Here is an 18965-nt window from a genome sequence, read left to right as displayed (position 1 = left end):
CGCCCGAGCCATGAAGACGCTGACGCTGCTGCGCCATGCCAAGTCGGGCTGGGACGACACGGTCTCGCGCGATTTCGACCGGCCGCTGAACGCCAAGGGCCGCCGCGCCGCGACGATCATCGGGCGGCAGATGCGCACGCTGTCGCTCGCGTTCGACCATGTCGTCGCCTCGCCCGCGGTCCGTGTCGTCGAGACGCTCGACGAGATCGTCGCGGGCTATGGACGCACGCTGGCACCCGACTGGGACCGGCGACTGTATCTGGCGTCGGCGGGGACGATTCTCGACCTCGTCCGCGATCTGCCGCGCGGCGTCGATCGCGCGTTGGTGATCGGGCATAATCCGGGGCTCGAGGATCTCGTCCTGCTGCTGACCCCCGACGTGACCCACCCGTTCCGCGACGCGGTCGAGGACAAATATCCGACCGCAAGTCTTGCCGAGCTGCAGTTCGACATCGACGACTGGGACGATCTGACGAGCGGATCGGCGCGGTTCACCCGCTTCGTGCGGCCGCGCGATCTCGATCCGACGCTGGGGCCCGACGCGGACTGACGCGTCGGGCCGGACTTGTCAGCCCTTGCCCTCGAGCTTGGCCTTCAGCCCCGAAAACGCGTTGACCGGCTGATATTCGTCCTCGCTGATCACCCCGGCAGCGCGCAGCGCGGCAGCGGCATTGGGACCGCGGGGAAAGGGATCGAGCGCAAGCGCGAGTGTCTCGGCCGCCGCTTCGCCCAGATCGACCGCACCGCCATCGATCGGCACGGTGTCGAGCGCATCGTCCGACAGTTCGATCTCGCCGTCGACCGCGCCGAAATTGTCAACGAAGCGCAGCGCGACGGGCTCGTCGATCGTCGCGGTGAGCGGTTCGTCCGTCACCGAACAGGCCTGCACCACCTTTGCCGTCACATGCCCGTTCGCGACGATCCCGGCGGTGTCGCGCCGGATCGTGAAGTGCGCCTCGAGCAGGTCGACGGACAGGATCGCAAACCGTGCGGCAAGCTTGCGGCGTTCCTCGGGCGTTGCGGCGAAGGTCACGCTGCGATCGCGCTCGCCGATCGTGTCGAGTCGCTCGGGGCGGCTGAATTCGGGGGTCATGGCAGCTCTCCGGCGAGTAGGGTTGATAGCGGAACGCCGGCGAGCGCGGCGTGGAAGTCGGTGAGCTCCGTGCGGACATGCGCGAGCGCGGCGGGCGCAGGCGGATCACCGCGATAGAGGTTGCGGACCAGCGGTGCGTCGAGATCACCCGCCGCGAGCCCGTCGCGATAGGCACCGAGTCGGCCGCCGAGCATGCTCATCATCCGGCCGATATGCTTGCCGACGATGATGTCACCGATCCCGAGTTCGCGCAGCTGCCCGTCCATGTCGTCGACGAAGCGTTCTGCGAGTCGCGCCGCGGGCTCACCACCCGATGGCTCCGATTCCATCCGCAGCATGACGAGCGCGAGGACTGCGGCGATCACGTCGAAGCGGCCGTCGACCGTATCGGGCACCTGCCCGTCGCGATACCAATGCTCCGCGCGCGCGCGCTGCACGACCGCGGTATAAAGTGGCAGCGCCTCGTCGTGCTTCTCGCCCAATAGCCTGCCGAACCAGCCCAAATCCTGTCGCCTTCCCGTCGCCAATGCGCGGCGGCTTGTTTGCCTGCGCAACCTCGCATATCGAGGCGATCCGCGGCCGATGCAATCGTGCTGCCGCCAGTATCGCGTGACCCCGCCCCGGGAGAGTATATGAGCGTCCTTTCATTCCGCCTGACACGCCGTACGGCCAGCGTCGCGGCGCTCGCGCTCGTCGGCCTGACGAGCGCAGGCTGCACGCAGCTTCGCTCGCATCAGGGCTATGTGGTCGATGTCGACCTCGTGAACTCGGTCCAGCCCGGCGTCGACAACCGTCAGTCGGTGCTCCAGACGCTCGGCAAGCCGACGCTCGCGGGGCAGTTCGACCAGGGTGACTGGTATTATCTGGCACGCGATAGCCGCAACCTGGCGTTCCGCAATCCACGTCCGAACGCGCAGATCACGCTGCAGATCAGCTTCGACCAGCAGGGCACCGTCACCGCGATCCGTCGCGGCGGGCTCGATCAGGTCGCCTCGATCAGCCCCGATGGCAAGACGACGCCGACGCTGGGTCGCCAGCGCGGCTTCTTCCAGGATCTGTTCGGCAATATCGGCTCGGTCGGTGCCCCCGGCACGGGCGGCGGCGGTGGCGCCAATACGGGTACGGGCCGCACGCGGCCGTAAACGCCTGGCGTAGAGTCGCGTCGTAGGATCACTAGGCCGGCGCGGACTTTGCAGACTCGTACCTTCGCGCTAGGGCGCGGGGCATGACCGACGAGCTCCGCACCGCCGCCCTGGAATCCAAAGCCTGGCCGTTTGAGGAGGCGCGCAAACTCCTCAAGCGCTATCCGCAGGGCAAGCAGGGCGCGCCGATCCTGTTCGAGACCGGCTATGGCCCGTCGGGCCTGCCGCATATCGGCACATTCAACGAAGTGCTGCGCACGACGATGGTGCGCAACGCCTTCCACGCACTGAGCGATACGCCGACGCGGCTGATCGCGTTTTCGGACGACATGGACGGCTTGCGCAAGGTGCCCGACAACGTCCCCAATGGCGACATGCTACGCGAGCATCTCGGCAAGCCGCTGACGCAGATCCCCGATCCGTTCGGCACGCATTCGAGCTTTGCCGCGCACAACAACGCGATTCTGCGCGAATTTCTCGACCGCTACGGCTTCGATTACGAGTTCGCGTCGTCGACCGAATATTATACCAGCGGTCGCTTCGACGAGGCGCTGAAGGGTGTGTTGCGGCATTTCCAGGGCATCCAGGACGTGATGCTGCCGACGCTGCGCGCCGAGCGCCGCGCGACCTATTCGCCGGTGCTGCCGATCTCGCCGACCAGCGGCATCGTGTTGCAGGTGCCGATCGAGGTGATCGATGCCGAGGCCGGGCTGATCGCGTTCGAGGATGAGGGGCAGCGGATCGAGCAGAGCGTGCTCGGTGGCAAGGCCAAGCTCCAGTGGAAGGTCGACTGGGCGATGCGCTGGGTCGCGCTCGGCGTCGATTACGAGATGGCGGGCAAGGACCTGATCGATTCGGTGACCCAGTCGTCGAAGATCGCGCGCGTGCTCGGCGGCCGCCCGCCCGAGGGCTTCAACTACGAGATGTTCCTCGACGAGAATGGCGAGAAGATCTCGAAGTCCAAGGGCAATGGCCTCAGCCTCGACCAGTGGCTGACCTATGGCCCGCAGGAGTCGCTGGCGTTCTACGCCTATCGCGAGCCCAAGAAGGCGAAGTCACTGCAAATGGGCGTGATCCCGCGCGCGGTGGACGAATATTGGCAGTTCCGCGGCAATTATGCAGGCCAGGACCTGAAGCAGAAGCTCGGCAACCCCGTGCATCACATCCATGACGGCAAGCTGCCCGAGGGCGAGTTGCCGGTGACGTTCGGGCTGCTGCTCAACCTCGTTGGCGTGATGGGCGATGCTAGCAAGGCGCAGGTCTGGGGCTATCTGGCGAACTATGTCCCCGATGCGTCGGCGGAGAGCTATCCCGAGCTCGACAAGCTGATCGACCATGCGCTGGCGTACGGCCGCGATTTCGTCGCGCCGACGCTCAAGCGGCGTGCACCCGAAGGCGTAGAGATCGCGGCGCTCGAGCGGCTCGATGCCGAACTTGCCGCGCTGCCCGCCGATGCGAGCGCGGAGGATGTGCAGAACATCGTCTACGAGATCGGCAAGACCGGCGGGTTCGAGACCCTGCGCGACTGGTTCAAGGCGCTGTACGAGACGCTGCTCGGCTCCGAACAGGGGCCGCGGATGGGGAGTTTCATCGCGCTGTACGGGATCGACAATTCGCGCAAACTGATCGCGGAGGCGCTCGCCCGCCCCGCTGCCTGACACTCCTTACGAGGGTATACCCGATGCGCATGTTCTTCGACGACCGGCAGCGGGCGCATGCGCCGACGCAGGAGCTGCACAATGGCGGCTTCACGACCTATGCGGAGATGCCCGCGCGGGTCGATGCGATCCTGGCCGCGCTGGGGCCGGTCGAAACGCCGGCGGACCGCGGCGAGGCGGCGATCCTCGCGGTGCATTCGCCGGCCTATGTCGCGTTCCTCAAGGACGCGGCGAGACTGTGGCGCGAGGCAGGGCGGACTGGCGATGCGATTCCCTATGCGTTTCCGATCCGCGGGCGGCGACCGCTCGACCTGACGCGGATCGATGCGCTGATCGGCGCGCACAGCTTTGATGCGACGACGCCGATTACGCCCGACAGCTGGGCCGCCTCCTATGGCAGCGCGCAGTCCGCGCTGGCGGCGACGCACGTGGTGCTGGAGGGCGACCGCGCGGCGTTCGCGCTGTGCCGGCCGCCCGGCCATCATGCGGGCGCGGATTATTGCGGCGGCTATTGCCATCTCAACACCGCGGCGATCGCGGCACAGGCGGCGCGCGACGCGGGTGTCGCACGCGTCGCGATCCTCGACATCGACTATCATCACGGCAACGGCACACAGGACATCTTCTACGATCGCGGCGATGTGTTCTACGCCTCGGTCCATGCCGATCCGCGGACCGACTATCCGTTCTTCTGGGGGCATGCGGACGAGACGGGGGACGGCGACGGTCGCGGTGCGACGCTGAACCTGCCTTTGCCGCACGGCACGACGATCGACGCGTTTCGCGCAGCGCAGACGACCGCGCTCGACGCGATCGCGGCGTTCGATCCCGGGCTGCTCGTCGTCAGCTTCGGCGCGGATACGTGGGCGGGGGATCCGATCTCGCATTTCGCGCTGACCACGCCCGATTTTGCGGTGCTGGCGCGCGATATCGCGGCGCGCGGCTGGCCGACCGCGATCGTGATGGAGGGCGGCTATGCGGTCGATGCGCTCGGCCACAATGTCGACAGCTTCCTGCGGGGATTCTGACATTTCAGGGACGGGTATCGCGGCGGGGACGCCGGCCTATCGCGGGCTGACGCTCGCGATGCTGTTCGCAGGCTTCTCGACCTTCTCGCTGCTCTATTCGGTGCAGCCGTTGCTGCCGTCGTTCGCCACGCAGTTCGCCCTGAGCGCGGAGGCGGCGTCGCTTGCGGTCTCGCTGGCGACGGGGCCGCTCGCGATCGGGATCCTGTTCGCAGGGGCCGTGTCCGACCGGCTCGGACGGCGGCCGCTGATGATCGCGGCGATGTTCGCGGCGGGTGCGCTGACGCTCGCGACCGCGCTGGTGCCGGGGTGGAGCGGATTGCTCGTGTTGCGGTTCCTCACCGGGGTGGCGCTCGCGGGGGTGCCGGCGGTGGCGATGGCCTATGTCGCGGAGGAGGTCGATTCGGCCTCGGTCGGCGGTGCGATGGGGCTGTATATCGCGGGCAGCGCGATCGGCGGGATGGGCGGGCGGCTGGTCGCGAGCCTGGTCGCCGATTTCGGCGGCTGGCGATTCGCGATCGCCGCGGTCGGCGTCGCGGGGCTAGCGATGGCGGAGGCGTTTCGCCGGCTCGCCCCGCCGTCGCGTAACTTCCGCCCCAGCGCGGGGCGGCCGGCGGCGCTCGTCCGCGATGCGCGCGCGCTGTTCGCGGACCGGGCGATGCCGCTGCTGTATCTCGAGGCGTTCCTGCTGATGGGGGTGTTCGTCACCGTCTATAATTATGCGGGATTCCGGCTGATGGGGCCGCCTTACGGGCTCAGCCAGTCGGCGGTCGGCGCGGTGTTCCTGCTTTATGTGCTGGGGTCGATCAGCTCGGCGCGGTTCGGGACGCTCGCCGGGCGGCTGGGGCGGCGGACGATCTTCTGGGTGCCGGTGGTCGTGCTGATCGCGGGCGTCGCGCTGACCGCGATGCAGCCGCTGGCGCTGGTGATCGCCGGGATCGCGGTGGTGACGATCGGCTTCTTCGGCGCGCATTCGATCGCGAGCGCGTGGGTCGGGCGGCGGGCACAGAGCGTCGCGGGCGGTGGCGCGCGCGGGCAGGCGGCGGCGTTCTACCTGTTCTTCTATTATATGGGGTCGAGCGTGCTGGGCTCGGCGGGCGGGTTCGCGTGGACGCATGCCGGCTGGCCCGGCGTGACGGGATTTTGCCTGGTCGTCGGCGGGGCGGCGCTGGCGATCGGGCTGAGGCTGCGCGCGGTGCCACCATTGGCGGTCGAGCCGGTGGCAACGCCGCGGATGCCGGTGCCCTGAACCTCAACGCGAGGCGATATCGATCGCGTCGCCCGGCGGCAGCGCGGACAGCGACCGCGCAACCGCGTCGGTGGCATCCATGACGCGCAGCATGTTGCCGCCGGCGAGCCTGGCCATGTCGGCATCGGTCCAGCCGCGGCGCGCGAGTTCGGCGAACAGCAGCGGATAGCCGTCGACGCCTGTCATCCCCTCGGGCCCGGTACCGTTGATGCCGTCATAATCGCCGCCGAGGCCAACATGATCGCGGCCAGCCACCCGCGCGATATGCTCGACATGATTCGCAACGGTCGCGGCGGTGACACGCGGTTCGGGATGGTCCCGGTCCCACGCGACCAGCGGCGCTGGCGAACGCGCGCCATAGACGTTGGCGGGCACGCCTGCAGTCTTGGCGAAGGCGGTCCGGTCGGCATCCCAGGCCCGCCACGCGGTCGAGACGAAGGCGGGATAGAAATTGACCATGACGATCCCGCCGTTCGCGCCGACTGCGGCGAGCAGGTCGTCGGGAATGTCGCGCGGTGCGTCGGTCAGCGCGCGGGCGCTGGAGTGCGAGGCCATCACCGGCGCCCTGGCGGCGGCGAGGACCGCGCGCATCGTCGCGTCGGAGACGTGGCTGACATCGACGATCATCCCGATCCGGTTCATCTCGGCGACGACCGCGCGGCCGAAATCGGTGAGCCCGTTCGCGCGCGGCACATCGGTCGAACTGTCCGCCCAGTTCAGGCTCTTGCCGTGCGTCAGCGTCATGTAGCCGACGCCGAGCGCGCGGTACTGGCGCAGCACGGAGAGGCGTCCGTCGATCTGGTGCCCGCCCTCAACACCGATCAGCGACGCGATCCGCCCCGCCTTCTCGATCCGACGGATATCGGCAGCGCTGGTCGCGCGTTCGAGCGCGGCAGGGTTCGCGGCGACGAACCGGTGGACGATATCGATCTGTTCGAGCGTCATCTCGACCGCGCGCGGGCCGGTCATATCTGCGGGGATCCACACCGACCAGAATTGCGCGCCGACGCGGCCCTTGCGCAGGCGGGGAATGTCCGTCTGGAGCGGGCGTGTGTCCGCAGCGAGATCGAGCGATTCGACCTTCGCGCAGTGCACGTCGCGGATTTCCCAGGCGAGGTCGTTATGGCCGTCGATGATCGGGGTCTTCCTAAGCACCCGGTCGACACTTGCCGCGACGCGGGGGTCGGGGGCGACGGGCGCCGCGCTTGCCTGCGCGGCGATCAGGAGCAGGGCGGTGATCATGCCGCAGCATCGTGCCCGCCGCGTCGCACGGCGGCAAGAGGATCAGTCGTCGTCCTCGGGGGCCCCGAGTTCGTTGACCCATTCCTGGTTGTGGACGACGGTCGAACGGACCGGGCGCCCCGCGGCGTCGAGCCAGGGCCGATAGCGATAGCGCAGCTCGATCAGCCGGCAGGTTGTCGCGTCGAGCACTGCATTGCCGCTCGACCGGGTGATGCTGCACCCGGTGACGCGGCCGGTCGTCTCGACGGTATAGCGGACGCCGACCACGCCACCCGCGCCGATGATCGCCTCCGCATTGGGGAAGTCCCTGTTCCGGAACCGCCCCTTCAACAGCCGCGGCGGGCTCTCGTCACCGCCATCGCCGTCGCCGTCGCCATAGCGGCCGCTGCCCGTACCGTCGCCCTCACCACCCGCGCCGGTGCCGGGCCCCGGGACCGGCGCGGCGCCGGTCGTCGCCGCACTGCCGACGCCGGGCTTGAGCGCGGCGACGATCGGCGGCGGGATGACGGGCGGGACGATCGGGATGGGCGCGACGAGTTCGGTCGCCTTCGACCGGAGATTGGCGGGTGATGCGGCGCCTTCGGGCCGGTGGCTCTTCGCCGGGCGGGGCACGACTTTTTCGAGTGGCGGCGGCGGGGGCGGCGGGCCGACCGCGAAGGTCTTGAGCGCGTCGGGGATCGCCGACGGGAGGCTGACGCCGAGGCCGAGGATCAGCGCATAGCCCAATGCTGCACACAGGGCAGCGGCGCCGGCGGCGGACAGGATCCGGTCGCGCGGATGGGGTTGGACGCCGTACATGACTGATATCTGGGGAGGATGGCGCGGGGCGGCAAGCGTTCGGGCCGCGGCGCTGTCCGGGGGGTTGGTGGGTGGGGAGGAGGACGGGCAATATGGGTCCGTCTATCCTCCCCCTCCGTCAGGCTATGCCTGCCACCTCCCCCTGGCGGGGGAGGAGGGGCGGCGTCAGAGCTTTTCGGTCAGTTCGGGGACGATCTTGAACAGATCGCCGACCAGGCCGATGTCCGCAACCTGAAAGATCGGCGCGTCCTCGTCCTTGTTGATCGCGATGATCGTCTTCGAATCCTTCATGCCCGCGAGATGCTGGATCGCGCCCGAGATGCCGACTGCGACATAGACTTCGGGGGCGACGATCTTGCCCGTCTGGCCGACCTGATAGTCGTTCGGGGCATAGCCCGCATCGACCGCGGCGCGGCTTGCACCGACGCCCGCGCCCAGCTTGTCCGCGAGCGGATCGATCAGCGCGTGGAACTGGTCGCTCGAGGCCAGCGCACGGCCGCCCGAAACGATGACCTTCGCGCTGGTCAGTTCGGGACGCTCGTTCTTGGCGATCTCCGCGCCGGCAAAGGTCGACAGACCCTTGTCGCCGGTCGAGGCGACCGCCTCGATCTCCCCCGAGCCGCCTTCGGTCGCGGCCTTCTCGAACGCGGTGCCACGGACGGTGATGACCTTCTTCGCGTCCGACGACTGGACGGTGGCGATCGCGTTGCCCGCATAGATCGGGCGCGTGAACGTGTCGTCGCTCTCGACCGAGAGGATGTCGCTGATCTGCATGACATCGAGCAGCGCGGCGACGCGCGGCGCGATATTCTTGCCGTGCGTGGTCGACGGCGCGACGAACGCGTCGTGATGTCCCATCAGCTCGACGATCAGCGGCGCGACGTTTTCGGCGAGCGCGTGCGCGAACGCTGCGTCATCGGCGACATGCACCTTGCCGACGCCGGCAATCTTCGCGGCGGCGGCGGCGACGGCGTCGACCCCCTGCCCGGCCACCAGCAAATGGACCTCGCCGAGCTTGCTCGCGGCAGTGACTGCGGAAAGCGTGGCGTCCTTGACGACCTGACCGTCATGTTCGACCCAAACGAGCGTCTTCACTTTGCGACTCCCATTGTCTTGAGTTTGCCGACGAGCTCGTCGACGTCAGCGACCTTGATCCCCGCCGAGCGCTTGGCGGGCTCGACGACCTTCAGCGTGGTCAGCCGCGGCGTCACGTCGACACCGAAATCGGCCGGTGCCTTGGTCGCCATCGGCTTCGACTTGGCCTTCATGATGTTCGGCAGCGACGCATAGCGCGGCTCGTTCAGGCGAAGATCGGTGGTGATGATCGCGGGCAGCTTGAGCGTGTCCGTCTCCGCACCGCCATCGACTTCGCGCGTCACATGGACCGAGCCGTCAGCGATCTCGACCTTCGACGCGAACGTGCCCTGGCCCCAGTTGAGGAGGCCGGCGAGCATCTGCCCGGTCTGGTTGTTGTCGTCGTCGATCGCCTGCTTGCCGAGGATGACGAGGTCGGGCTGTTCTTCCTCGACGATCTTGGCGAGGATCTTGGCGACGCCCAATGGCTCGACCTTGGTCTCGCTGAGGACGAGGATCGCGCGGTCGGCGCCCATGGCGAGCGCGGTGCGCAGCGTTTCCTGCGACTTCTGCTCGCCGATCGACACGACGACGATCTCGGTCACGCCCTTGTCCTTCAGGCGGATCGCTTCCTCGACCGCGATCTCGTCGAACGGGTTCATGCTCATCTTGACGTTCGCCAGATCGACGCCCGTTCCGTCCGCCTTCACGCGAGGCTTCACGTTGTAGTCAAGCACACGCTTGACCGGCACCAGCACCTTCATCAGGATTCCTTCCAAGGTGAATATGTTCGTTTCGCCCGCCGGTTACCGGCCGCGTTGGTGCGACAGATGGCGGTTTCGCGTCGTTTTCGCAAGTGCGGTACGGAAACATCGGATACCGTAGCGTCACGACGACCGCCCCGTCGGACCGGCTGCGATACCAACGAAAAAGGGCCCGGACGTTTCCGTCCGAGCCCCGTTTTTCGCGAAGTCAGTATGCGAGGCCGACAGCGGTTACGCCGCGACCTTCTGCACCTCTGCGACGATCTTCTTGGCGGCGTCGCCAAGGTCGTTCGCCGGGACGATCGCCAGGCCGGAGTTCGCGAGGATCTCCTTGCCCTTCTCGACATTCGTACCCTCGAGGCGGACAACGAGCGGGACCGACAGGTTCACTTCCTTCGCCGCCGCGACGATGCCGTCGGCGATGATGTCGCACTTCATGATGCCGCCGAAGATGTTGACGAGGATGCCCTTCACGTTCGGATCCGCGAGGATGATCTTGAATGCCGCCGTCACCTTCTCCTTGTTGGCGCCACCGCCGACGTCGAGGAAGTTGGCCGGGAACATGCCGTTGAGCTTGATGATGTCCATCGTCGCCATGGCGAGGCCGGCGCCGTTGACCATGCAGCCGATGTCGCCGTCGAGCTTGATATAGGCGAGGTCGTACTTCGACGCCTCGAGCTCGGCGGGATCTTCCTCGGTCTCGTCGCGCAGCTGCAGCAGGTCCTTGTGGCGGAACAGCGCGTTGCCGTCGAACGCGACCTTCGCGTCGAGCACCATCAGCTTGCCGTCGTTGGTGACTGCGAGCGGGTTGATCTCGATCTGCTCGGCATCGGTGCCCATGAACGCGTCATACAGCTTCGACGCGGTGTTCGCGGCCTGCTTGGCAAGATCGCCGGTCAGTTCAAGTGCTGCGGCAACGGCGCGGCCGTGATGCGGCATGAAGCCGGTCGCCTGGTCGATGTCGATCGACTGGATCTTCTCGGGCGTGTCGTGCGCGACCGCCTCGATGTCCATGCCGCCTTCGGTCGAGGCCACCATCATCACCCGGCCGGTGGTGCGGTTGAGCGTCAGCGCGAGGTAGAATTCCTTGTCGATGTCGACGCCGTCGGTGACGTACAGGCGGTTGACCTGCTTGCCCGCGTCACCCGTCTGGATGGTGACGAGCGTGTTGCCGAGCATGTCGGTCGCGGCCGCGCGAACCTCGTCCTCGGTCTTGGCGAGGCGGACGCCGCCCTTGGCGTCGGGGCCAAGCTCGACGAACTTGCCCTTGCCGCGGCCGCCGGCGTGGATCTGCGCCTTGACGACGTAGAGCGGTCCGGGGAGCTTCTTCGAGGCCTCGACGGCTTCCTCGACGGTCAGCGCCGCGAAACCGGCGGGGACGGGGACGCCGAACTTGGCCAGCAGTTCCTTGGCCTGGTATTCATGGATGTTCATCGGGAAGGCTCCACGCAATTTTTAGGAAACTCGGGAATTGCCAGCGCGTAAAGCACAGGGCGCGCTGCAAATCCACCCTTAAGGCATTTGCACTTGCGTCTTGTTCGCAATAGAGAGAGGTTATCGCTGATTTTTGGCCATTTTAGGGATACGCGCCGCGGCGGATCGAAACGCCTGCCGGATCACAAACATTTGCGGAAAAGTAACGCTTTCCGTGCCAGAGTTGAACCATGACAGACCCCGCCTACGACTCGCCCGAGACTCGGACCGGTGAAGAGCCCGGTGGAGAGTTGCGCCGGGCGTTGCGCAAATCCGTCAGGATGCGTGCGCATCTGCGCGACCGCGGCCAGACGCGGTTCGAGATCGAAGTGACCGACCTGTCGCTGTCGGGGTTCCGGGCCGAGACGAGCTTCACGCTCTGGCCGGGGACGGTCGTGTGGCTGACCTTGCCTGGCCTCGCCGCCCTCGAGGCGGTGGTCGCGTGGCGCGACAAGTTCAAATATGGCTGCGCCTTCGCCAAGCCGCTGCACCCTGCGGTGTTCGATCACATCGTGGCGCTGTCGCAGCGGTAACCCGGCGACCGCACCACGATCCGACAGCGGCGCGCCTCAGTCGAACAGGCTCGAGACGCTGGTTTCATCCGCGATCCGCTTGATCGCCTCGCCGAGCAGCGGTGCGATCTGCAGGTGGCGGATCTTGCCGTGCGCGCCCTTGATCACGTCGTGATTGCCGATCGAGTCGGTGATGACGAGCTCGCGCAGCTCTGAGCCCTCGACCCGCGCGACCGCGCCGCCCGACAGCACGCCGTGCGTGACATAGGCGACGACGCCCTCGGCGCCCGCCTCCATCAGCGCGGCCGCCGCATTGCACAGCGTGCCTGCCGAATCGACGATGTCGTCGACGAGAATGCAGAAGCGGCCCTCGACCTCGCCGATGATGTTCATCACCTCCGATTCGCCTGCGCGCTCGCGACGCTTGTCGACGATCGCGAGCGGCGCGTTGTTAAGGCGCTTGGCAAGCACGCGCGCACGCACGACGCCGCCGACGTCGGGGGAGACAACCATCAGGTTCTTGCCCTTGAACCGCGCAAGGATATCCGCGGACATGACCGGCGCCGCATAGAGATTGTCGGTCGGGATATCGAAGAAGCCCTGGATCTGCCCGGCATGGAGATCGACCGAGAGGACGCGGTTGGCGCCGGCGACGGTGATGAGGTTGGCGACGAGCTTGGCCGAGATCGGCGTGCGCGGGCCGGGTTTCCGGTCCTGGCGGGCATAACCCATATAGGGGATGACCGCGGTGATGCGGCGTGCCGACGCGCGCTTCAGCGCGTCGATCATGATGAGCAGTTCCATGAGGTTGTCGTTCGCTGGAAAGCCGGTCGACTGGATCACGAACACGTCCTCGCCGCGGACATTCTCGTTGATCTCGACGAACACTTCCTCGTCGGCAAAGCGGCGGACGCTGACATCGGTCAGCGGGATTTCGAGATAGGCGGCGATCTCCTGCGCCAGAGGCAGGTTGGAATTGCCGGTCATCAGTTTCATCAAAATCGCTCCACGCCCAGTCGCACGCCCCTTAGTCCCGGTGTTCCAATGGGGAAAGGGCCGAAGGGGTTTGCCGGGGCGCGCGCCGCTTCGTACAGCGCAGGGCATGACCGTCATAACCCGTTTCGCCCCCTCGCCCACCGGCCGGCTGCACGTCGGCAATATCCGCACGGCGCTCCACAACTGGATGTTCGCGCGCGCGCAGGGCGGACGCTTCCTGCTGCGGATCGACGACACCGATGCGGCACGTAGCGAGGAGCGGTTCGTCGACGCGATCCGTAGCGATCTCGACTGGTTGGGGATGACGCCCGATGGCGAGGAACGCCAGTCGGCGCGGTTCGCGCTGTACGAGGCGCGGTTCGCGGCGCTGGTCGAGAGCGGGCATATCTATCCGGCGTATGAGAGCGCGCAGGAGCTCGACCTGAAGCGCAAGATTCAGGCGGGGCGCGGATTGCCGCCGATCTATGATCGCGCGGCGCTGACGCTCACCGATGCGCAGCGCGCGGTGTTCGAGCGCGACGGGGTGTCGCCGCACTGGCGATTCAAGCTCGATCACGACACGCCGATCGCGTGGATCGACCTGATCCGCGGGCCACAGGCGTTTCATGCTGCGTCGATGAGCGATCCGGTGATCCGGCGCGCCGACGGATCCTGGCTGTACATGCTGCCCTCCGCGATCGACGATGCCGAGATGGGGGTCACGCACGTCGTACGCGGCGAGGATCATGTGTCGAACACCGCGCTCCAGCTTCAGATGTTCGCAGCGATGGACGCCCGCGCACCGCAATTCGCGCACGAGGCGCTCCTGACGGGCGCGGAGGGGAAATTGTCCAAGCGGCTGGGCTCGCTCGGCGCGGATCATTTCCGGGACGTCGGGATCGAGCCGCAGGCGGTGCGCGCGCTGCTCGCGCGGATCGGGACGAGCGATCCGGTCGAGCCGATCGCCGACGCCGCGCCGCTGATCGCGACGTTCGATTTCGCCCGGTTCGGCCGCGCGCCGGCGCGGTTCGACGAGGGGGAGCTGGCGCAGGTAAATGCGCGGATCCTGCATGCGCTGCCCTTTGCCGACGTCGCCGACCGCCTGCCCGAGGGCATGGGCGAGGCCGCATGGGAGGCGGTACGTCCGAACCTGGTGACGCTCGCCGATGCCGCCGACTGGTGGCAGGTGATCGAGGGGCCGGTCGCGGTCGAACCCGTCGGCGGGGACGAGGAGGCGACGTATCTCGACCAGGCGCTGGCGGCCGCTACGGCAATCGACTGGGCAAGTGACCCCTGGCACGCGCTGACGAGCCGGTTGAAGGCGGAGACGGGGCGCAAGGGGAAGGCGCTGTTCCTGCCGCTGCGCCGCGCGCTGACCGGACGCGATCACGGGCCCGACATGGCCGCACTGCTGCCGCTGATCGGGCGCGAGCGGGCACTGGCGCGCCTCGCGGCGGCACGCGCCGGCTGAGGCTTGAACGAGCGGGCTGAAACCCCGCTGACCGCCCCTGATCCGACGGCGTGCAAAACGGTTCCGATCGCGCTTGCGCGGCGCATGTAATGATGTACCATTTCACGTGGCGGTATCGATCGCGCCGCCATCCTCGAGGAGATGCGAAGGAGACGGACGGATGTACGCGGACAGAATGAGCCGGACGGGCGGATTGAACCCCGGAAGCCTGGGCGTCGCGCTGGCGATCAACGGCGTGGTGATCGGGGCGTTGTTCTTTGCAGCACCGGAACTGGTGCCGTTCACGCCGCCCGACCCGCCACTCACAATCTATATCCCGCACACCCCGCCGCCGCCCACGCCGGTGCCGCCCGCCGATCCGCTGGTCCGCCAGCAGCCGCGCCCAGCGCCGCGGCCCGATGCACCGGTCCGGCAGGTGCCGACGCCGGCCACCGAGGGGTTCGAGGTTGTGCCCGACCCGCTGCCCTTCAACCCGCCGATCGACGTCGTCGGCACGGGCACAGGCAGCGTGGCGGTCGATCCGCCCAAGCCGTCGCCCCTGTTCGTCCAGCCGGGCATCGACCCGCGCTATGCCGCGGATTTCCAGCCGGGTTATCCGTCCGAGGAACGCCGGGCCGGGCGCGAGGGGCGAGTCGTCCTGCGCGTGCTGATCGGCGCGGACGGGCGCGTGAAACAGGTCGAGCGGGTCACCGCCACCAGCGACGCCTTTTATCGCGCGACGCTGGACCGGGCGCTGACGAAGTGGCGGTTCAGGCCAGCGACGCGCGACGGGGTCGCGGTCGAAGCGTGGAAGACGATGAACCTGTCGTTCGTGCTGGAAAACTGAGCCGCGGGCGGCGACCCGCCGCAAGGATGGGCCTGCAGGTCGGCCCCCCGGGTCGTCGCCCAAGGTACTGGCCTTGGGGGGCCTGCATGCCTATCTTTGCGCGATGGGCTCTTTCAGTCGTTTCTCGCCGGTCCGCGCCTATCGCGACCTCCGCCTGTTCCTCCGGGGCCGGCAGCCGTACGAGCTCGGCTTTCTCGCGCTGGCGATGCTCGTCACGGGCTTCCTGATCTACGCCTTCTCGAAGGACAGCTATGCCGAGCGCGAGTATCGGCCGAACATCGTCTATGTCGAGCAATGGCCCGCGGATCGCACCGATGCGCAGATCATCGCGCAGCAGAAGATCGACGCGCCGATCAAGGCCGCGCGGCTGGCTGAGCAGAAGAAGCGCGAGGAGGAAACCCGCGCGTCGTTCAAGCGGATGGACGACAAGCTGAAGGCGCTGGGGATCTGAGCATCGACCAGCCCGGCCGCGGTATTGGCGCGGCACTGGCGCTGGCGGCACGGGGACGCGGGCGTACGGCACCCAACCCTTGTGTAGGCTGCGTGATCGTAGCGGACGGACGCATCGTCGGGCGCGGCTGGACGCAAGCAGGCGGTCGGCCGCATGCCGAGGCGATGGCACTGACACAGGCGGGCGTGAAGGCGCGGGGAGCCACGGCCTATGTGACGCTCGAGCCCTGTGCGCATGAATCACCGCGCGGGCCGGCGTGCAGCGATCTGCTGATCGCGGCCGGCGTGGCGCGGGTCGTCGCGGCGTTGGAGGATCCTGATCTCCGGACGGCGGGGCGTGGGTTCGCGCGGTTGCGCGACGCCGGGATCCGCGTCGAGACGGGCGTGCGTGCCGCCGAGGCGCGACGGTCGATGGCGGGGTTTCTTACACGACTCGCCCGCGGTCGGCCGCATGTCACGCTGAAACTCGCGACCTCGCTCGACGGCTGTATCGCGATGGCGGACGGGTCGAGCCGCTGGATCACCGGGCCACAGGCGCGCGCGCATGCGCATCTCGAACGGAGCCGGCACGAGGCGATTCTGGTCGGGCGCGGGACGTTCGAGGCGGATGCGCCGCGACTCGACGTGCGGCTTGCGGGACTTGAGCCGCGGGCGCCGCGCCGCGTGCTGCTGTCGCGGACAGCGCCCGATGCGGACGCGGAGTGGCACGTCATCGCCGATCCGCAGGATATTGCGGCCCTGCCCGGCGACCATCTGCTGGTCGAGGGCGGCGCGGCCGTAGCGTCGGCGTTCCTTGCCGCGGATCTGGTCGACCGGCTGCTGCTGTACCGCGCGCCGATCCTGATCGGGAACGGCCGGCATTCCATTGGCGATATTGGTCTCGACGATCTTTCCAGCGCGCATGGCCGCTGGTCGATCGTCGATTCACGGCAACTTGGCAGCGACCGAGTCGAGGTCTACGAGCGCGAGCGAAACGAGGAATAATGTTTACCGGAATCGTCACCGACATCGGCACAATCACCAGCGTGGCGCAACAGGGCGACACGCGCGTGGTCATCGCGACCGCCTATGATCCCGCCACGATCGACCTGGGCGCGTCGATCGCGTGTTCGGGCGTCTGCCTGACCGTGGTCGACAAGTCCGCGGGCGGCGACGGACCGCACTGGTTCGCGGTCGACGTGTCGGGCGAGACGATCAGCCGCACCGCGCGCGATCAGTGGACGCAAGGTCGCCCGCTGAACCTCGAACGCGCGATGAAGCTCGGCGAGGAACTGGGCGGGCATATCGTCACCGGCCATGTCGACGGGCTGGGGACGATCGTGTCGGTGGTCGAGGAAGGCGGATCGCACCGCGTCACCGTCCGCGCCGGCACCGACATCGCGCCGTTCGTCGCTGCCAAGGGATCGGTCACGGTCGACGGCGTGTCGCTGACCGTCAACACCGTGCGCGACGTCGACGGCCCCGACGGGCAACGCGCGGTCGAGTTCGGGCTGAACATCATCCCGCATACCTGGGGCGTCACCACGCTCGGGACGATCGAGACGGACCGGACGGTCAATATCGAGATCGACGTCCTTGCCCGCTATCTCCAACGGATGGAGCATTACCGTGTCAATGCCGGCTGAACGCAGCGCCGAACTCGGGCGCCTGAAGCATGGATATCTGTCGAGCCCCGAAGAGATCATCGACGAGGCGCGCAACGGCCGGATGTTCATCCTGGTCGATGACGAGGACCGCGAGAACGAGGGCGACCTGGTCATCCCCGCGCAGATGGCGACGCCCGAGAAGATCAACTTCATGGCGAAGTTCGGTCGTGGGCTGATCTGTCTCGCGCTGACCAAGACGCGGACCGAAGAGCTCGGACTCGAGCTGATGAGCCGCAACAACGGCACGCGGCACGAGACCGCGTTCACCGTGTCGATAGAGGCGCTCGAAGGCGTCACCACGGGCATCTCGGCGGCGGATCGCGCGCGGACGATCGCGGTGGCGATCGATGCGACCAAGCAGAAGGCGGACATCGTCACCCCCGGCCATGTCTTCCCGCTCGTCGCGCGCGACGGCGGCGTGCTGATCCGCGCCGGCCATACCGAGGCGGCGGTCGACGTCGCGCGGCTGGCCGGGCTGAATCCTTCGGGCGTGATCTGCGAGATCATGAACGAGGACGGGACGATGGCGCGGATGGACGACCTCGTCACCTTCGCGCAGTTCCACAATATCAAGATCGGCACGATCCGCGACCTGATCGCCTATCGCCGCCGCTACGACCATCTGGTCGAGAAGCGCGCCGAGGCCAGGTTCACGTCCGAATGGGGCGGCGACTGGACCGCATTGACCTTCTGGAACAAGGCGACGGGCACCGAGCAGGTCGCGCTGGTCAAGGGCCGGATCGACCCGGCAAAGCCGACGCTCGTCCGCATGCATGCGCTGTCGCCCTTCGCGGACATCTTCGGCGAATCGGGCGATCGCGGCCGGATCCTCGCGCGGTCGATGCAGATGATCGCGGACGAGGGCGCGGGCGTGATCGTCGTCATCAACCGGCCGCGCGGCAACGCATTCACCTCCGCCGTGCTGAAGAAGGCGGGCGCGGAGATCACCCCGGACATGGAAGAGCTGCGCGACTATGGCGTCGGCGCGATGATCCTGACCGAGCTCGGCGTCCATGACATGGTGCTGATCACCAACACCCACCACACGCTGGTCGGGCTCGACGGCTATGGCCTGTCGATCGTCGGCGAACGTCCGATCGCTCCCCTCGACACTGAAAAGGCTCCCAACTGATGGCGCATATCCTGATCGTCGAAGCGCGGTTCTACGACCATCTGAACGACCTGCTGATCGAAGGCGCGCGCGCGGCGATCGAGGCCGCGGGCCACAGCCACGAGACGATCACCGTCCCCGGCGCGCTCGAGGTGCCCGGCGCGATCGCGCTGGCGGCCGAGAGCGAGACCTATGACGGCTATGTCGCGCTGGGCGTCGTGATCCGCGGCGAAACCTATCATTTCGAGATCGTCGCTGGCGAGAGCGCGCGCGGGATCATGGCGCTGACGATGGACGGCCTGCCGATCGGCAACGGCATCCTGACGACCGAGAACGAGGCGCAGGCGCTCACGCGTGCCCGCCCGACCGAGGGCGACAAGGGCGGCGGCGCGGCGAAGGCGGCGCTCGCGATGCTGGCGCTGAAGGACCGCTTCGTCGCGTAGGATGCGTGGGCGT

21 protein-coding genes are annotated in these 18965 nt (G+C 67.7%); 13 read left to right on the top strand and 8 right to left on the bottom strand.

Going from position 1 to position 18965, the window contains the following annotated elements; translation table 11 throughout:
- The first annotated feature begins 10 nt into the window (after positions 1 to 10).
- On the top strand, positions 11 to 550 hold the full coding sequence (locus ASE89_RS01205) for a SixA phosphatase family protein (protein WP_031396398.1): 540 nt from the start codon (positions 11 to 13) through the stop codon (positions 548 to 550).
- 18 nt (positions 551 to 568) lie between these two features.
- On the opposite strand, the gene ASE89_RS01200 is transcribed toward ASE89_RS01205, so the two are convergent.
- Complete coding sequence (locus ASE89_RS01200; RefSeq protein WP_056673299.1) at positions 569 to 1093, bottom strand: YceD family protein; 525 nt, start codon at positions 1091 to 1093, stop codon at positions 569 to 571.
- Complete coding sequence (locus ASE89_RS01195; RefSeq protein ID WP_056673295.1) at positions 1090 to 1596, bottom strand: ubiquinol-cytochrome C chaperone family protein; 507 nt, start codon at positions 1594 to 1596, stop codon at positions 1090 to 1092. Before ASE89_RS01195 ends, ASE89_RS01200 begins: the two co-directional genes overlap by 4 nt.
- A 129-nt stretch (positions 1597 to 1725) precedes the next feature.
- Here ASE89_RS01195 and ASE89_RS01190 point away from each other — a divergent pair, with 129 nt between their 5' ends.
- The 4 genes from ASE89_RS01190 (at position 1726) to ASE89_RS01175 (ending at position 6167) form a co-directional block, all read left to right on the top strand.
- On the top strand, positions 1726 to 2235 hold the full coding sequence (locus tag ASE89_RS01190) for an outer membrane protein assembly factor BamE (protein WP_031396395.1): 510 nt from the start codon (positions 1726 to 1728) through the stop codon (positions 2233 to 2235).
- Positions 2236 to 2318: 83 nt separating this feature from the next.
- Positions 2319 to 3893, top strand: a complete 1575-nt coding sequence (locus ASE89_RS01185; protein ID WP_056673292.1) for a lysine--tRNA ligase — start codon at positions 2319 to 2321, stop codon at positions 3891 to 3893.
- A gap of 23 nt (positions 3894 to 3916) precedes the next feature.
- Positions 3917 to 4921: a histone deacetylase family protein gene (locus tag ASE89_RS01180; protein ID WP_056673289.1), complete on the top strand. Its 1005-nt coding sequence runs from the start codon at positions 3917 to 3919 to the stop codon at positions 4919 to 4921.
- Positions 4893 to 6167: an MFS transporter gene (locus tag ASE89_RS01175; RefSeq protein WP_056675102.1), complete on the top strand. Its 1275-nt coding sequence runs from the start codon at positions 4893 to 4895 to the stop codon at positions 6165 to 6167. The genes ASE89_RS01180 and ASE89_RS01175 overlap by 29 nt, the downstream gene beginning before the upstream one ends.
- A 3-nt stretch (positions 6168 to 6170) precedes the next feature.
- Here ASE89_RS01175 and ASE89_RS01170 read toward each other — a convergent pair whose 3' ends face one another.
- The 5 genes from ASE89_RS01170 to sucC form a co-directional block, all read right to left on the bottom strand.
- Positions 6171 to 7409: a dipeptidase gene (locus ASE89_RS01170; protein WP_056673285.1), complete on the bottom strand. Its 1239-nt coding sequence runs from the start codon at positions 7407 to 7409 to the stop codon at positions 6171 to 6173.
- Between the two features lie 42 nt (positions 7410 to 7451).
- Positions 7452 to 8207, bottom strand: coding sequence for an energy transducer TonB (locus ASE89_RS01165; protein ID WP_056673283.1), 756 nt, complete (start codon positions 8205 to 8207; stop codon positions 7452 to 7454).
- Between the two features lie 165 nt (positions 8208 to 8372).
- Positions 8373 to 9302 carry an electron transfer flavoprotein subunit alpha/FixB family protein gene (locus ASE89_RS01160; RefSeq protein WP_031440307.1) on the bottom strand — a complete coding sequence of 310 codons (930 nt, stop codon included), beginning with the start codon at positions 9300 to 9302 and terminating at the stop codon, positions 8373 to 8375.
- Positions 9299 to 10045, bottom strand: coding sequence for an electron transfer flavoprotein subunit beta/FixA family protein (locus ASE89_RS01155; RefSeq protein ID WP_031393439.1), 747 nt, complete (start codon positions 10043 to 10045; stop codon positions 9299 to 9301). Before ASE89_RS01155 ends, ASE89_RS01160 begins: the two co-directional genes overlap by 4 nt.
- 231 nt (positions 10046 to 10276) lie before the next feature.
- Complete coding sequence (sucC, locus tag ASE89_RS01150; protein WP_031440309.1) at positions 10277 to 11479, bottom strand: ADP-forming succinate--CoA ligase subunit beta; 1203 nt, start codon at positions 11477 to 11479, stop codon at positions 10277 to 10279.
- A gap of 230 nt (positions 11480 to 11709) precedes the next feature.
- Between sucC and ASE89_RS01145 the strand changes: the two genes are divergently transcribed.
- Entirely contained in the window at positions 11710 to 12051 is a 342-nt protein-coding gene (locus ASE89_RS01145; protein ID WP_042466950.1) for a PilZ domain-containing protein, read from the top strand.
- A 36-nt stretch (positions 12052 to 12087) separates the two neighbouring features.
- Here the strand turns inward: ASE89_RS01145 and ASE89_RS01140 are convergent, their stop codons facing one another.
- A complete protein-coding gene (locus ASE89_RS01140) occupies positions 12088 to 13026 on the bottom strand; it encodes a ribose-phosphate pyrophosphokinase (protein WP_056673279.1) in 939 nt (312 codons plus the stop codon).
- A gap of 106 nt (positions 13027 to 13132) precedes the next feature.
- Between ASE89_RS01140 and ASE89_RS01135 the strand changes: the two genes are divergently transcribed.
- The 7 genes from ASE89_RS01135 to ribH all read left to right on the top strand — a co-directional run bounded on the left by ASE89_RS01135 (position 13133) and on the right by ribH (position 18952).
- Positions 13133 to 14476 carry a glutamate--tRNA ligase gene (locus ASE89_RS01135; RefSeq protein WP_056673277.1) on the top strand — a complete coding sequence of 448 codons (1344 nt, stop codon included), beginning with the start codon at positions 13133 to 13135 and terminating at the stop codon, positions 14474 to 14476.
- Positions 14477 to 14636: 160 nt separating this feature from the next.
- On the top strand, positions 14637 to 15302 hold the full coding sequence (locus tag ASE89_RS01130; protein ID WP_056673274.1) for an energy transducer TonB: 666 nt from the start codon (positions 14637 to 14639) through the stop codon (positions 15300 to 15302).
- 103 nt (positions 15303 to 15405) lie between these two features.
- A complete protein-coding gene (locus tag ASE89_RS01125) occupies positions 15406 to 15753 on the top strand; it encodes a hypothetical protein (protein WP_056673271.1) in 348 nt (115 codons plus the stop codon).
- A gap of 23 nt (positions 15754 to 15776) precedes the next feature.
- The gene (gene ribD, locus ASE89_RS01120; RefSeq protein WP_056673269.1) at positions 15777 to 16736 is read left to right on the top strand and encodes a bifunctional diaminohydroxyphosphoribosylaminopyrimidine deaminase/5-amino-6-(5-phosphoribosylamino)uracil reductase RibD; all 960 of its coding nucleotides are present in this window, start codon (positions 15777 to 15779) and stop codon (positions 16734 to 16736) included.
- Positions 16736 to 17377: a riboflavin synthase gene (locus tag ASE89_RS01115; RefSeq protein WP_056673266.1), complete on the top strand. Its 642-nt coding sequence runs from the start codon at positions 16736 to 16738 to the stop codon at positions 17375 to 17377. The genes ribD and ASE89_RS01115 overlap by 1 nt, the downstream gene beginning before the upstream one ends.
- Positions 17367 to 18530, top strand: coding sequence for a 3,4-dihydroxy-2-butanone-4-phosphate synthase (gene ribB, locus ASE89_RS01110; RefSeq protein WP_031440487.1), 1164 nt, complete (start codon positions 17367 to 17369; stop codon positions 18528 to 18530). Before ASE89_RS01115 ends, ribB begins: the two co-directional genes overlap by 11 nt.
- Positions 18530 to 18952, top strand: coding sequence for a 6,7-dimethyl-8-ribityllumazine synthase (gene ribH, locus ASE89_RS01105; RefSeq protein WP_031440486.1), 423 nt, complete (start codon positions 18530 to 18532; stop codon positions 18950 to 18952). The genes ribB and ribH overlap by 1 nt, the downstream gene beginning before the upstream one ends.
- Positions 18953 to 18965 lie beyond the last annotated feature (13 nt).

It is taken from the genome of Sphingomonas sp. Leaf30 (genome assembly GCF_001422525.1).
Taxonomy (GTDB): domain Bacteria; phylum Pseudomonadota; class Alphaproteobacteria; order Sphingomonadales; family Sphingomonadaceae; genus Sphingomonas; species Sphingomonas aerolata.
Note: the sequence above shows the minus strand (reverse complement) of the source record. Positions and strands in the feature narration are given on the sequence as shown.

Coding starts and splice junctions, on each gene's coding strand:
- ASE89_RS01200 (WP_056673299.1), bottom strand. CDS start 1,093: ATGACCCCCGAATTCAGCCGCCCCGAGCGACTCGACACGATCGGCGAG.
- ASE89_RS01165 (WP_056673283.1), bottom strand. CDS start 8,207: ATGTACGGCGTCCAACCCCATCCGCGCGACCGGATCCTGTCCGCCGCC.
- ASE89_RS01180 (WP_056673289.1), top strand. CDS start 3,917: ATGCGCATGTTCTTCGACGACCGGCAGCGGGCGCATGCGCCGACGCAG.
- ASE89_RS01190 (WP_031396395.1), top strand. CDS start 1,726: ATGAGCGTCCTTTCATTCCGCCTGACACGCCGTACGGCCAGCGTCGCG.
- ASE89_RS01175 (WP_056675102.1), top strand. CDS start 4,893: ATGTCGACAGCTTCCTGCGGGGATTCTGACATTTCAGGGACGGGTATC.
- ASE89_RS01155 (WP_031393439.1), bottom strand. CDS start 10,045: ATGAAGGTGCTGGTGCCGGTCAAGCGTGTGCTTGACTACAACGTGAAG.
- ASE89_RS01170 (WP_056673285.1), bottom strand. CDS start 7,409: ATGATCACCGCCCTGCTCCTGATCGCCGCGCAGGCAAGCGCGGCGCCC.
- sucC (WP_031440309.1), bottom strand. CDS start 11,479: ATGAACATCCATGAATACCAGGCCAAGGAACTGCTGGCCAAGTTCGGC.
- ASE89_RS01130 (WP_056673274.1), top strand. CDS start 14,637: ATGTACGCGGACAGAATGAGCCGGACGGGCGGATTGAACCCCGGAAGC.
- ASE89_RS01140 (WP_056673279.1), bottom strand. CDS start 13,026: ATGAAACTGATGACCGGCAATTCCAACCTGCCTCTGGCGCAGGAGATC.
- ribH (WP_031440486.1), top strand. CDS start 18,530: ATGGCGCATATCCTGATCGTCGAAGCGCGGTTCTACGACCATCTGAAC.
- ribB (WP_031440487.1), top strand. CDS start 17,367: ATGCCGGCTGAACGCAGCGCCGAACTCGGGCGCCTGAAGCATGGATAT.
- ASE89_RS01145 (WP_042466950.1), top strand. CDS start 11,710: ATGACAGACCCCGCCTACGACTCGCCCGAGACTCGGACCGGTGAAGAG.
- ASE89_RS01205 (WP_031396398.1), top strand. CDS start 11: ATGAAGACGCTGACGCTGCTGCGCCATGCCAAGTCGGGCTGGGACGAC.
- ASE89_RS01125 (WP_056673271.1), top strand. CDS start 15,406: ATGGGCTCTTTCAGTCGTTTCTCGCCGGTCCGCGCCTATCGCGACCTC.
- ASE89_RS01135 (WP_056673277.1), top strand. CDS start 13,133: ATGACCGTCATAACCCGTTTCGCCCCCTCGCCCACCGGCCGGCTGCAC.
- ASE89_RS01115 (WP_056673266.1), top strand. CDS start 16,736: ATGTTTACCGGAATCGTCACCGACATCGGCACAATCACCAGCGTGGCG.
- ASE89_RS01185 (WP_056673292.1), top strand. CDS start 2,319: ATGACCGACGAGCTCCGCACCGCCGCCCTGGAATCCAAAGCCTGGCCG.